This is a genomic window from Paraburkholderia sp. J7, from assembly GCF_905220155.1.
GTDB lineage: Bacteria > Pseudomonadota > Gammaproteobacteria > Burkholderiales > Burkholderiaceae > Paraburkholderia.
Window position 1 is genome coordinate 1 of sequence record NZ_CAJMYZ010000028.1, and the last position, 13,500, is coordinate 13,500.

Annotated in this window: 12 protein-coding genes; 4 read left to right on the forward strand and 8 right to left on the reverse strand. The window is 53.6% G+C overall.

Going from position 1 to position 13,500, the window contains the following annotated elements:
• Positions 1–252 precede the first annotated feature (252 nt).
• The 3 genes from U5A58_RS34100 to U5A58_RS34105 form a co-directional block, all read right to left on the reverse strand.
• On the reverse strand, positions 253–1,683 hold the full coding sequence (locus tag U5A58_RS34100; protein ID WP_321915925.1) for an APC family permease: 1,431 nt from the start codon (positions 1,681–1,683) through the stop codon (positions 253–255).
• A 63-nt stretch (positions 1,684–1,746) separates the two neighbouring features.
• Positions 1,747–2,412, reverse strand: coding sequence for a TetR/AcrR family transcriptional regulator (locus tag U5A58_RS40900; protein WP_408602553.1), 666 nt, complete (start codon positions 2,410–2,412; stop codon positions 1,747–1,749).
• Between the two features lie 65 nt (positions 2,413–2,477).
• Positions 2,478–3,836, reverse strand: a complete 1,359-nt coding sequence (locus U5A58_RS34105) for an aspartate aminotransferase family protein (protein WP_321915926.1) — start codon at positions 3,834–3,836, stop codon at positions 2,478–2,480.
• A 649-nt stretch (positions 3,837–4,485) separates the two neighbouring features.
• Here U5A58_RS34105 and U5A58_RS34110 point away from each other — a divergent pair.
• A complete protein-coding gene (locus U5A58_RS34110; RefSeq protein WP_321915927.1) occupies positions 4,486–4,719 on the forward strand; it encodes a helix-turn-helix domain-containing protein in 234 nt (77 codons plus the stop codon).
• Between the two features lie 124 nt (positions 4,720–4,843).
• On the opposite strand, the gene U5A58_RS34115 is transcribed toward U5A58_RS34110, so the two are convergent.
• The 5 genes from U5A58_RS34115 to U5A58_RS34135 all read right to left on the reverse strand — a co-directional run bounded on the left by U5A58_RS34115 (position 4,844) and on the right by U5A58_RS34135 (position 9,267).
• Positions 4,844–5,611 carry an OmpW/AlkL family protein gene (locus tag U5A58_RS34115; RefSeq protein ID WP_321847144.1) on the reverse strand — a complete coding sequence of 256 codons (768 nt, stop codon included), beginning with the start codon at positions 5,609–5,611 and terminating at the stop codon, positions 4,844–4,846.
• 526 nt (positions 5,612–6,137) lie between these two features.
• A complete protein-coding gene (locus U5A58_RS34120; protein ID WP_321915928.1) occupies positions 6,138–7,169 on the reverse strand; it encodes a helix-turn-helix domain-containing protein in 1,032 nt (343 codons plus the stop codon).
• A 206-nt stretch (positions 7,170–7,375) separates the two neighbouring features.
• Positions 7,376–7,786, reverse strand: coding sequence for an ester cyclase (locus U5A58_RS34125; RefSeq protein ID WP_321847146.1), 411 nt, complete (start codon positions 7,784–7,786; stop codon positions 7,376–7,378).
• A gap of 43 nt (positions 7,787–7,829) precedes the next feature.
• Positions 7,830–8,600 (reverse strand): MBL fold metallo-hydrolase, encoded by a 771-nt coding sequence (locus tag U5A58_RS34130; protein WP_321847147.1) that lies wholly within the window; start codon positions 8,598–8,600, stop codon positions 7,830–7,832.
• An 88-nt stretch (positions 8,601–8,688) separates the two neighbouring features.
• Positions 8,689–9,267: a TetR/AcrR family transcriptional regulator gene (locus tag U5A58_RS34135; RefSeq protein WP_321915929.1), complete on the reverse strand. Its 579-nt coding sequence runs from the start codon at positions 9,265–9,267 to the stop codon at positions 8,689–8,691.
• An 892-nt stretch (positions 9,268–10,159) separates the two neighbouring features.
• On the opposite strand from U5A58_RS34135, the gene U5A58_RS34140 reads away from it, so the two are divergent.
• The 3 genes from U5A58_RS34140 (at position 10,160) to U5A58_RS34150 (ending at position 13,478) form a co-directional block, all read left to right on the forward strand.
• Positions 10,160–11,092, forward strand: a complete 933-nt coding sequence (locus tag U5A58_RS34140) for a cupin domain-containing protein (RefSeq protein WP_321915930.1) — start codon at positions 10,160–10,162, stop codon at positions 11,090–11,092.
• Positions 11,093–11,142: 50 nt separating this feature from the next.
• Positions 11,143–12,723 (forward strand): sigma-54 interaction domain-containing protein, encoded by a 1,581-nt coding sequence (locus tag U5A58_RS34145; protein WP_321915931.1) that lies wholly within the window; start codon positions 11,143–11,145, stop codon positions 12,721–12,723.
• A gap of 215 nt (positions 12,724–12,938) precedes the next feature.
• Positions 12,939–13,478 carry an OsmC family protein gene (locus U5A58_RS34150; protein ID WP_321915932.1) on the forward strand — a complete coding sequence of 180 codons (540 nt, stop codon included), beginning with the start codon at positions 12,939–12,941 and terminating at the stop codon, positions 13,476–13,478.
• The last annotated feature ends 22 nt before the right edge of the window (positions 13,479–13,500 follow it).

Genomic DNA, 13,500 nt, shown 5'->3' on the forward strand with positions numbered 1-13,500 from the left:
CAGTGCAGAGAGTGGAAGTGCAGCGATGAGTCTAATTTTCATCGAAATCTCCAATGCTAATTCGTAGTGCTAATATTTATTATAGAAAGCTCGAAAAAAGCGATACAAAATAGTATTACTGCGTCAGTGAACCAAATGATGTGGTGCAGTGTTGTGGACAAATCGCTCCTTGCGCATCAGATCGAACTTGTGAGCAAGGAGCAGGGTGTCCTCGTGACGAAGTGAGCGTTACCCAAATTCTGCGCATATCACTTATGAGGCGTTCTTTTCGGATCTACCTCTTCCTGTGATGCACCCGTACGCAAAAATCAGGATGAATACGAGTGGCATGGAGTTGATAATGGTCGAGCTGGATCCGGAGAGTACGTCGTAGTTGGAAAGGGTCAGGAAGAATGCTGAGCAGATTCCGATGAAGCCGATGAGGGGCAAGATAAAGGTAGTAAAGATGCGAGGATCTTTGCGTCGACGGAAGTAGAAGACCGTAGCGAAAGCCACGATACCTTGCAGGACGATGATGCCCGTTGTGCCCAGCGCAATGGTTGGCGCGAACGCGGTTACATAGTCAACGCGTGAGATGATTAACGCCAGCGTTACTACTGCTACAAACACACTGACCGCGATGCTTGCAGTTGCGGGTGACCCGGCCTTGGCGCTTGCGACACCGAAGCGGCGAGGCAAGATGCGCGCGTCTCCCAGCGTAAAGACGTAGCGCGTTGCAGCATTGTGGAGACTCAGAAAGGCGGCGAACGAGCTAGTCGCGATCATTAAGGAGATGATTTTTTCGGCAATCGGTCCAAGATTTTTTCCGAAGCTGTCAAGGAAAAGGCTCTGCTGAATATTGACGTCCGTCAGGCCTTTCTGTGCGATTGCAGCGACATGGTCAATCCCAATGTCACCGATGAACGCCCAGAAGGTAATGAAATAGAAGAGACCAACGAGGCCCACTGCGATGATAGTTGCTCGCGGGATCGCAGTCTTTGGATTCTTCGCCTCTGCGGAGTAAAGTGCTGCGGATTCGACACCGACAAACGCACTAAGCGCAAACATCACAGAAATTCCAAAACCAGGGGAAAATACCGTGGACGGCGAAACTGCTTCAACCGGAAAGGAATTTATTCCTTTATGAGCAACGATTGCAATAATCAATATTGAAAGAGCGCCAAATTCACAAATAATAAGAGGAACTACTACCTTGGCCGCGACATCAATATTCCTGATACCAAAGGCGGCAACTGCGATCATGGACATAATTATCCACGCCTGAGCGCCAATATGTATGCCGAATGACTGGGCGGAAAGGTCCACAAAATACCCGGTTAAAGTCGCGAGCGCCGCAGTCATCATTAGATATGATGCTAGGGACACGCAGGCGGTTCCCATGCCGACTCGATGCCCGAAGACAACGGTGGTGTAGCGATAAAATGCTCCATTGCCAGGTATCTCTGCCGCAAGAGCAGAATATCCCACTGCGAAGCAGAAGAGAAACAGTCCAGTTAGCAAAAAGGCGCCTGGAAGACCCGCCCCATTGCCGAAAATCACCGCGACGGGACCAACCGCTACAGTTGCACCAAGCGGGGCGGCCGCCGAGATTGTGAGTAGTGCCACCGCGCCAGTACCTAGCGTTCCGAACAGAGATGAGTCCTCGGGTGAACTTGTACCCGAAAGTGCCGACAGCTCTTCCATATTAGTACTCCAAATTGAATCGTCGCAGGAATGTGATTGATTTGTTGAGGCAAACGGCGTGTGCTACCTGCGTGGCATCATGTCAGGTAGGATGTTTTTTAAGTATGCGTTTCTTGCGTCTGAAGCTCGTTGTCTGGCCAGCTCAGATATTTCTCCATGACGATGAAGATGTAGGGTCCATATAGAATCGCTAATGGATATCGACTCCGATACTCTGTCGCAAAGATCGCTTACCTCAGGAACTACGAAATGACTTCTTAGTGCCTCGAGAAGGTAGTTTGCAGCGATTCGATTGTTGTCTATGTCTAGCCTGCGTATCTCAGGCGTGTAACCTAAGCCAAGAAGAACTTTCCGCATGGCCGGTCTCGTTCGGTAGAGCATCAAGACGCGATCAAAATAGGCGTCAAGCAATGTCTCCCATCGAACGAAAATCGTTGCACTTCCCACTGCGCAAACTTCCGTGATTTGCTGAAGGTACCGTTCCGCCAAGGCCACGAACACCAATGAAACGTCGGGAAAGAAGTGGTACACGCTGGGCGGTGCGGTGTTCAGGCTGTAGGCGATATCGTAGATACTTATGTCGCCAGGTTCGCGGAACTCCAGGAAGCTCTCCGTTACTTGGAGTATCTGTTCGAACTTCTTGCGTCCGCGCTCTTGAACAGGCCGCCGGATCGCCGAGCCTTGACGTCGCCAATCGGTATGTCGGGATGTAAGTTTCGGGGTGTCCATGGTCAAGAGCGGCTGAGACTGATGGGGCTGCCTAACCGAACGGTGCCAGCAGCCACGGCAAGTGCTTACACTTTTGCCTCTGCTACGGTGAGAGCGTATGTAGCGTCCAAGGACGACTCCAGAATCGCCATGCACGCGTTGAGCTCGTCAACCGTCGTAATAAGAGGGAAGATCATTCCCAGGACCGGGCCGATCGCCCTTGCAATGAAGCCTCGATTGCGTGCTTCTTGACTCACTGCCTCGCAGAAGGCAGTTTGTTCCTCTTCGGTGTGGCCAAGCGAGAAATCGAGAGCCGCAATGACACCGACCGAACGTGCTTCGCCTACGGCAGGATGACGAGAGAACTTCTGCATCCATGAGTTCAGTGCGGGATGGAGGTCCTTTGTCACATGTTCGAGCAGCTTCTGCTTCTCGATGACATCAATGTTCGCCAGAGCAACAGCGGCTCCCACGGGGTGGCCGCTATTTGTGAAGCCATGAACAAACATCTCATCTGCGGCTGTCAGAACATCGGCGACCTTGGCGCCGAGCCCGACTGCGGAAAGCGGGAAGTACGCCGATGTAATGCCTTTTGCCACGACCAGGATATCGGGCTGGAACCCGTAATGCTGGTAGGCGAACATCGAGCCGGTTTTCCCGAAGCCAGTGATTACCTCGTCAGAAACGAGGAGAATGTCGTGGCGTTTGCAGATCTCGGCAACCTGCTTCAGATAACTTGCGGTCGGCATGATGATACCGCCGGCTCCCTGGATAGGTTCAACGAAAAATGCGGCAACATTTTCAGCACCGAGTTCAAGGATCTTGCGCTCAAGCGACGCCGCAGCTTCGGCCCCTTGTTCTTCCGCCGTTTTGCCATTTCCGTAGCGATACCAGTACGGGGCATCAACGTGGTGAACAACACCGCTGATGGGCAAATCAAATTGCTCGTGATAGTGGTGAATGCCAGAGAGAACAGTTGTCAGGACGGTGTTGCCGTGATATGCATAGTTTCGAGCCAGCAGGATCTTACGCGTCGGCTGGTTGCGCAGCTTCCAGTAGTAGTAGATGATCTTGATGGCAGATTCGTTTGCGTCGGATCCTGTCGATGCAAAGAAGAAGGTGTCGAAGTCTCCATTGGTAAGCTCGGAGAGCTTCTTGGAGAGGAGGGCTGCGTCAGGATTCCCTTGACCCCAGAAGCTATGGCAGAATGAAAGACGCTTCATCGCCGAGTAGGCCGCAGCGGCAACTTCTTCGTTTCCGTAGCCGATAGCTGCGCAACCAAGCCCAGCGAAACCGTCGAAGAGCTCGCGCCCATCAATCGTCAAGCGAATACCCTCGCCCTTTGTCACGAGCGAAGGCCCGTCGCGTCTCAGCTCCGTCGGGCTGGTAACGGGATGGTAGTGATGTTGAATGTCCGCCGTGCGGGCATTGTTGCTCGAATCCATGTCGTGTCCTGTTGGTCTGGTAGTGTGCAACCCAGCACGTCCTCGTGCTGTGCGTGGAAGTTGATAGGCAGTTAGATATCGCTAAGTCAACGTCTCCGTGTTTAACTAGTCTGATATGGGGGCAATCTGACGATTTGAATTGTTAGCGTCCGACTCAGCCATGACCCACTAACCCTGATAGCTTGGAACTTGTTATATTTACCAATGCAACCGGCAACGAGATTTCTCTCACGCGCGGTATATGTTCTTGGTAGACACTCGCGCGCGCTTCTGTGGTGTGCGGCCTTGACGTCTCCCAAGGAAAATTCAATTTCGAAGTCGTTAGGATTCGAGAAGAATATATATTTGTACAAATAGTAGTTGCACCTATCTTCACGAAAAACCCACGCCAATAAATGATCGTTATAGATGGATTGAATAACACCGCGAACGCCTCATCAGCCGGGCATCGGACGCGAATCTAGGTGTTTTCCAGTACGCTGCACTCCTAGCCAGCAGCCCCCGGGGGAGCCCTGGCTGGCAACTTCCGCAAAAAGGCCTCATGCTCGCCCGCAACCGCTTTCGATATCATCTTCCGCGAGAAGTAGTGCGCTCAAGGCGTGCTTTTTTGAGGTTTTCGCGACCTCTCGCAAGTTCCGTCGGATTGAGGTTGGCGAAAGACTTCGTCATTGGGCGGGTGCGCAGTTCGTCTGATATACCCGTTGAACATTCCGGTGATAGCTGCGATGAGCAGAGCGCACTCCAGTACCTGCATCAGCGGCGGCTGCTCGAGGCGAAGCGGAATCTCGTATATACGATGACGACAGTGGCACAGATTTTTGACCTGCTTGGCTTTTCCGAAATCGCGTACTTTTCGCGTTTTTTCCCCCTCTGGAAGGTGTGAACTCCAGGGAGTTCCGCCGACAGCAAGCAGATTGTCAATGAGGCACTTATTGAAGTGCGCCGCGGTATCCGCGGCGCATCCTCGCGAGTTATTGGCACTCACTGAAAGCATTTCCATTCCGGCCTCAGAAGCGATAGCCAATCCCGACGAAAACTGCGATAGGGTCACCTGTGATCTTGCTTGAGTTTGTCAGGGTTGTTTGACCGGACTGAGATACAGCATTAAAGTGTGCATGCGTTACAAGCGGAAGATAGGTCGCGGACGCAGTCATATACCAGCGATCGGAGATCTGATATGACGCACCAAGGGAGAAAACTGGATTCCACGAATTGCTCAGCGACCCTTCGGCATGCCCACCCGGGCCGCCAAACTGGGTCAGCACGCCAGCAATGTTCGGGTTCAACTGGACTGCGGAAAACCAGGTGTAGTTCACGCCTGCACCGATGAAGGGGCGAAACCGGTTGTTAGCGGCACCGAAGAAATACTTGGCAAGAAGAATCGGTGCCCATGCTCGGGCCGTTGCGAAAGGGTGTAGGTCACCCATTTGAAGTGCCGGACCGCCCGAACCCAAAGGAGTTACGTTGCCTTGCGCGTATAAATTCAGTTTTGGCGGCACGCCCAGAATCGCTTCGAGGGCGATGTTATCCGTCACGAAATAGGAAAGCGTTAGCTCGGGGGTGACGACATTGTGTACTTGCGCATCTGTTCCTGCTGACGTGAAGGTTCCAAACGGCGACTGACTTTGAAGTTCCGTAGCACGTGATCTTCCGAAGTCAATCCACGCCGGACCTAGCGACGCGACAAAGCTCCCCACGCTTTGCGAGAATGCCATCGGCGAGGCCGACATTGCGAGCACCATTGCCGGGATGCTCATATTGAAACGCTTTAGCATACTTGTCTCCGATACCCATCGATTGATTCAAACTATTTGGCAGTTGTGGGTCTTTTGATTCTTCTGTCTACATTGTCGAATGCCCCAGATATTTCGAAAAGCGCAGCCAATATTCGAGAGAGCATGTGGACGTGACTATGATTTTCGTCACACCGAATGCAGTGTCGACGACCAATTTCGTGCTGTCTTGTCTGGAAGGGACCAGATTGTTGATGTTTCGTGCCATGCTGGCGGCTAAATCTGGTCTGCTCACTTGCGGAAAGAGAGTGCTCAGTGGCACTCAATTGAAGCGTTCGATATCTTGGCGGCTTATCGTAAATCGCTTGCTCGGTGACGCAACTCAAATTCACTACGGCTCTTCAAGCGACTTTTGCGTAATAGTAGAATCGAGGCGGGCGCATCGCGCGTTGTCCGCAGCATGCCCATATCACAGTGCAAGACCGCGAACCAGTCAACCGATCTTTAGCAATCAAGATCGCGAGCTGAAACGCGCCGCCCAAAGTCCGGCGGCTAGCCTTTCGAGTGTTCACCCTAGTTCGCGCGATTGAATGTTGATCTTATTTGCTATTGACTCTGCGCATGTAATTGAGTTGTCGCCAGTATTCAATCCTAACGTCCGGTACTCGCGTGCCGACATTCCGAAGTGATGTCGAAAGAGTCTGCTGAAGTGAGCAGCGTTGTTGAAACCCCAACTCATGGCGATGTCGGTGATTGATCGATGATGCCAAGCTGGTTGGGCAAGCCAATTCGCACAGCCATCGAGACGCTTATGGAGGATAAAATCGCTGATAGATTTGTCGCTATTAGCAAATATGCGATACAAATAGCGTTGCGATATACCGAGCGCGGCTGCGACTTGGGATGGGCGCAGAGCCGGGTCGCGAAGATTCTCGGAGATGAAGACGTGAGCGCGGCGCAAATGCATTTCCCGAACGTCCGACACGAGTACTGGAGACGTGTTGAAATATTCGGACAGTGCTGCCGAAATGAGATCAGCGGTAGTGCCGCAAAGGTGTTCGATAACTGTTGGGGAGCGTCGAATGTGGCCGAACTCACGATAGATGGTACTGACGTGTTCGACTGCGATGCGCCCGAGACCGCTCTGTGCAGGCACCCGAATGGCAGTATGTCTGCGATCGCAAGGCCCGCGAGACGACAAAAGTGCGCGACGGAAGCGCACTGTGTATTGCTGGCCGGAGAAGTTCCATATGAACGGACGGGAGGCGTCATATATCACCATGTCATTCGGACCGAGCTGGGCAGTGCGGCCATCTTGGAGAATCGTACTGATTCCGCTCAATTGCACGGACAAGAGAACGTGCTCCCCATCCTTGCCTTCCGAAAGACCTTGGCGATGATTTGCTACATGGTCGGTCGCCTGGAGGTGTGAAATGCAGAACGGACCATCATCTATCATGTCAACCCGTGCTTCAAAATGCTGCCGTTGCACATTCTCAGCTGACATTGACATTGGTGCGCAATAGTCCGTGATCCACCTTTCCCATGCGGCAAGACGATCACTGGGCGCGAACTCGGATGTCGTAAATGAACGCCTCATGGTTTGTGTGCCTCATTCGTCGGATTTCGTAGCTATCCGTATTCTTGAAGAGATTTCTGGCATGGCCCACTCGGTTGCGTCTTGAATACCACCCGGGCGGGAAGTGGTGCGCGAGCACCCCTCCCGACGCAGGCTTATCCTGCGCCTGACTGCCCCCCGGAGACAAGTCAGGGGGCACTACACTCGGCTATCTTTAACGACGTGGATTAGACCTGTGCGCCCAGTTGTCGACGAATGTCGAATCGATCAAAGTGTGCCCGTTTCTCGATGATTTTGCCGTCGGCAACTTTCAGGAGCATCATCAGCGAGAAGTGCACCGTCTTGCCAGTAGGTTCCACACCTTCGATCGGTCCGGATTGTTTGCCCTCGAACGTCAAATAGGCGGCGACTTGGTCACCTTCGGCAAGCAACGCCTCAATCGGAAACCGGAAACCCTTGAAGGCGTCGAAGTTCTTCTTCTCCGACTGGACGAAGCCGTCCGTACCGTAGATTGGCGTATCAACCTGCGTGTAGAACACAAAGTTCGGATGACAGAGTTCAGCGGCGGCGACATAGTCTTCCCGCTGGAGTGCGGCGTAGAATTTACGGACAAGGTCCTTGTTCGCTTCAACAGACATGATATTGATCCTTCTAAATAATTTGAGGAGTTTTGTCCGCGGTTTAGAGGACGCAAACCTCGCCGTCTTCCGGGACGAGCAGGTAGTTGACCATGCCTTTCTCTGCCGAGAATTCGCGCAGTTCCTTGCGTGTCAACAGAGCATGGTTGACTGCTTCCATGTGAGTCGCAATCAGAGTGGCGTGCGGCGCTGCCTGATGGACCTTATAGACATCCTCCTTACCCATGATGATCGAACCGAGACCGGGGACTTGGGCATCGCCGCTATTTAGGATGATGGCATCGGGCTGATAGGTTTCTACGCAGCTTTCGACATATTTATTCCACACCGTGTCGCCGGCCAGATACAGCGTTTTTTCTGACGGATGCTTGAAAACGACGCCACTCACCTGACCCAGTAGATCACCAATGGCGTGAATTGCTTCGTCCGACCCGTGTTGACCGGGAGTCTTGATGAGCGTCAGCCCGTTGAATGACGAGTCTTCCGTCAGCAAGCGAACATCTGAAAACCCTGATGCTTTCACAATCTCAGCATCTTCTTCATGCTGGACGAAGATCGGCATGTTCTTCGGGATCAAGGATTTGGCGCCGTCGTCCCAGTGATCCAGATGCGTGTGGGTAACGATGATGGCGTCCACGTCGAGAATCTGCTCGACGGAGATGGGCAACTCCACCGTTGGCCAAAAGAGATGGCTGTTCGCAGTGCCTTCGAATCCGGGGTAAGTGCCTTTCGGGGAGAGTACGGGATCGACCAGGAACCGCGTGTTGGCGAATTCCACGATGACGGTTGCATTGCGGATTTGCTGGATCTTCATGAGGACCTCCTTGTGCGTGGAGAAATTGTTACGGAACGATCGTTACATAACAAAGGAAAAAAATGCATGCATAAAAGCATGCACATCTTCAATCGAGATTCGAGAACAACAGCCTTAAAGCATCGTTCAGCCGCTCGTTATCGTAACCAGCGCGGACCATTACCTGAAGCCCTGGGAATGCCACGACGAGCAGCTGAGCAATGTCTCGCGCGGGCTTTGAGGACCTCACCGAGCCATCTCTTTTACCGCGCTCTATCGCACGTCTCAGCGCGTGCTCAATATGCTGAAAATCGTCCTGCACGCGCTGCCGGACCTCAGGGTCGTGCGGAGCCATCTCAACCGCTTGATTGATGCTCATGCATCCATTCGAAAACTGCGGCGAGTGGGCGTCCGTGACGATCATGCGAAAAAACGTCTCGATGGAGTGGCGTGCCGGTCCATGCTCAAGAATGTTGCGCATGTCGCGAACGCGGTCGTTTCGGTACGCATCGAATGCCGCCAGAAAGAGCTCGTGTTTTCCGCCAAATGCTCCATAGAGGCTGCTTTTTCCGAGGCCGGTCGCCTCTACCAAATCAACGACTGAAGTGCTCTCATAGCCCTTATGCCAGAAAACCCCCATCGCTTTGTGCAAAACTTCTGCGGCATCGAACTCCCGTGGCCGCGCCATAAACTACCCTCGCTTCAATTGCGGTTACGTCTCGCAGTAGGTGCTATTATGGAACATCCGTTACGGAATGTCAATCAGACTGACCGGAGTCCTCGTCGGGAGAGTTTGTGCTGTTCTGACGCCAAACGGGCTGGCGTTCGGGGGTCTTTAACGTCCCTCGTTGGGAACACACGGGGGTGTGCCGTTTCGCGTTTGCGGCAGGTATGGGCGCCCTGCCATCGTGAGCCGCCCCGAATGAAAGGCCGGTCGCATATCCGCCGCAGATGCGAATGTGGTACAGGATCAGTTGCGCTTGGGAGGACGGTGCTGGAAGGCGTGTGTGGGAGGAGGTCGAAGCGGACCGGTGTCGAAGCATCGACTGAGCGCTCACTGGTGCGACCGTCCACTCGTGGGCCTTCAGGACTCAAAGAGTCAGGAAGTGGGAGGAAGACCGGTAGCGCGTCGCTCCCGAGTTGAGCGTTGCTCCACTCAAAAGGTTGCAACCTGCACCCATGCCGACGCAATCCTGAAGTGTGCTTGTTGCGTCACGCCGTTCTATTCAGGAAGCGTACTGGAATTCGCGAGGTGATGCATGTTGGGGGGGGTCTCAGATCTTCCCCCTGGCTACAAACATCGCCGACATCATTTCCATGGAGCGGTCAGCCAGACCGCCTGCATTCTCGCAGCGAGCGAGTCTGTGGGCCGCCTACACGGCCGGGTGAAATACGACACCATTTGCTGTGGGGGGGGGCACGCATGTTCAGACTGCCAATGGCCTAAAGCACGTTGTCTGGTCTGTCAGATAGATGCTGTGCTGGCATACAAATTGCTTAATCTTGCCCGATCGCGCGCCGCAGGTGCTGCAGTGCGCTGCGCGGGGAGTCTAGCCCTAAATACTGGACATGTCGGCCGGGTGTCCCAAAGCTTTGGTGATCAAATGAGATTTTTAGCTCATCTCTTGGATGTGATGCATGTGCGCGGTGTGTGCGAATTGCGTCGTTCAATCACGAAATCCGCACAGATCGAAGTCAATGAATACTGCAATGTGCCGGAGCTCAGTTGGCATTATGTCGTCCAGGGGGGCGTGCGTGTCGTTGACGCGGCAGGACGTCGTCGTTCAATGGTCGCTGGCGACATTGCGGTGATGGTCGATGCCTGCGGGCACCGATTGGAGCCATTAAATGCCCGGGATGCTCTTGAACGGAGCTCAGCGGTTGAATCTCGGCCGACGGAGGTACTTAGCGGCAGGTTCTTCGTATCGTCGCTTTATCTCGTACTTCTGCGTCGCTGCCTGCCCTCAATCGTGGTCTTTAGCGTGCAGGGGCAAAGTACACCGCAATTGCGCCTTTCTCGCCTCATTGCACTTATCTTGGACGAAGCCTGCGATCCAGAGACGGGTGGTTCCTATTTCGCAAGCAATCTCGCATCAGCGCTCTTTTTCATGACGTTGCGTTGTGAGCTGGCGAACCAGCATTCCGGAGGTGGTCGGGCGTGCGAGGAGGGGTATCTCGAGCCGGCGTTCGATCACATGTTCTCCAACCCGTCGCATGATTGGACGGCTCACGAACTTGCCCTTGTCTGTCAAATCCACGAGAGTGCCTTCCTCGAATTATTCATGTCCTTCACTGGAGAATCTGTATCTGATTTTCTGGGCGGGATACGCATCGTGTCGGCGATGAAAATGTTATTGGAATCCGATGATGTAGGGAAGGTGGCGTCGAGGGTGGGTTGCAATGATGTTGAGTTTTTTGAAAAACTACTTGTCAATAAATCAGGTTTCGACGTATCGAGCTGGAAAATATGGGGTGGTAATAGGTTGAAGAATTCGTCCGGCGAATATGTTTGATGTACGAGTAGATATCAATGAAGGAACGTGTTTTGAGAAAGGGTAGATAGATGAATTCCCTGCACAGTGAAAGCGATTCGCCCGGATTTTGGAGGGAGCAGGAGATGCTCCTTCTCCAGCAAATCATGAGTCTTGTGGGGAAAAGTCTTTCGACGGACATAGTCCTACGTGAAACGCTCCATCTTATGTCTGAGCTCCTTGGGCTGAACAGAGGGCGTATTGTGCTCATGGATGAAGCGACTGACAGTTGCAGAATCCGCTATGCGTATGGCCTCAAGCCCGACGAAATAGAACGGGGGTGCTACAAGATTGGTGAAGGAATAACGGGGCATGTGCTGCGCCACGGTCAGTTAGTCATCATACAGGATATCGATCGGGACGACGTTTTCCTCGCGCGAGCTGTTCCACGGGATCGCCTTCCGCCGGGCCCCGTTTCATTTATTGCTCTGCCGATCCGGATAGAGGATCGCAGTGTAGGCGTTCTTGCGTGCCATCGAATTCGCGCCCGGAATCGCGCTCTATCGAGCGACGTTTCTATTTTGCGGATCCTGGCGATACTGGCCGGACATCTTCTCCATCTTGATTCGATGATGAGGGCGAGAACGCGGGCGCTTGAGGAGCAGAACGAAATGTTGATGCACGCGCTCGAGCACGAGAGTGCAAAGTACGGAATCGTGGGCACCTCGCCTGCACTGTTGAGGGCCATCTCGGAGTTGGAGCGGGTCTCGGATGCTTCAGCGAGCGTCTTGCTGCTTGGTGAATCTGGAACGGGCAAGGAGTTATTCGCCAGAGCTCTGCACCTGTCCGGCCAACGGAGTGACAAGCCGTTCATAAAGGTGAACTGTGCGGCAATTCCCGACTCGCTTTTCGAGTCCGAATTGTTTGGCTACGAACGTGGTGCGTTTACGGGGGCCACGGGTGTGCGAGAGGGACTTTTCGAACAGGCGACTTCGGGCACTATATTCCTTGACGAAATTGGTGAACTGCCGCTCGCGTTGCAAGGAAAGCTGCTTCGCACATTGCAGGAAGGCACAATAACTAGGCTTGGGGGAAAGCGGGAAATCAAGGTGGACGTCAGGCTTGTTGCCGCGACCAACAGAAGCCTGGAGATAGATGTTGCCAACGGCATGTTTCGACAGGATCTCTATTACAGACTCAACGTTATTCCTATTCGTCTGCCGTCGTTAGCAGAGCGCAAAGGCGACATTCGACCTTTGGCTTTGCACTTTCTTAGCCGTACAAACCAGGCAAACCAACGCAACGTCAATCTTGCGCCTGACGCGCTTGCCAGGCTTGAGGATCATCAATGGCCAGGCAATATCCGGGAGCTTTCGAATTTCATCGAGCGCGTCGTGCTGCTCGCCGACAAGCCAATACTTCACTCGGAAGATGTCGAACGGTTTATGCCCGCAGCTGAATTGGTGCCAGCGCTGGAGACCTCAAGGTCGACGCAGCAGGCGAGAATTCAAGTCCCGGAAGGAGTGCGCCAGTACATGGCGAACGACTCGCATTCTGCTGACGAACTTCGACAAGCGTTGCGGACGGCTGGCGGTAACAAGTCGCGCGCAGCGCAACTGCTAGGTTTGACGACACGCCAGTTTTCGTATCGCTGGCAGAAAATCTGCAGTTAGGGTGAGATGACAATGTTCGACAAAATGTCGACATTGTAAACAATCTGGTATTTGACCGAACTGGCTGGTCGGGCGGGTGGTGACGAAAAACACAACCAATACAAAGCAGTAAAGGGGTTTTTGTGTCTTGGCACGGTCGTTGCTTAGTCTGATGTGCGATCACGCAGATCGTTTTATCCGGCTTTTATGGCACGTCTGTTACCAGGAGAAATACCTTGAGTACCGAAACCGTCACCACCTACCTGCGCCCCATCGACCGCGAAGGCCTTCTGAAATTTGCCGCCGCTGGCCGTGAGAACCCCGAGCGTAAGGGCAGCAACAAGGTCCACACGGTAATGCAGGGGCAGTTCCGCTCGTGGAGCTATGTGGGCACGCACAACCCGGTCGTCGTGGATGAGCCGGTCCACCTTTTCGGCGAAAACACAGTCCCCGCTCCGGGTGAGATCGCATTGTCCGCACTGGGTGGTTGCCTGAGTGTCGGCATCACAGCCGTTGCAACCTACCGCGAAGTCAAACTTTCGCGCCTAGAAATCTTCCTCGAAGCCGATATTGGCAATACCGCCGCGTGGGGCGCCGGCGGCGCCGAACGTCAGCCTGCGCAAATGGGCTTCCAGGCGATTCGCGTAAAGGTCCTCATCGAAGGCGATGCCACGCGTGAGGAACTGGACGATATCGTCAAGCACGCAAACTACTTTTCGCCCGTCGCCAACACGATGCGCAATCCCGTCCCGTTCAGCATCGCGCTCGCTGACTAAGCCGCAGCACGCTCCATCACTC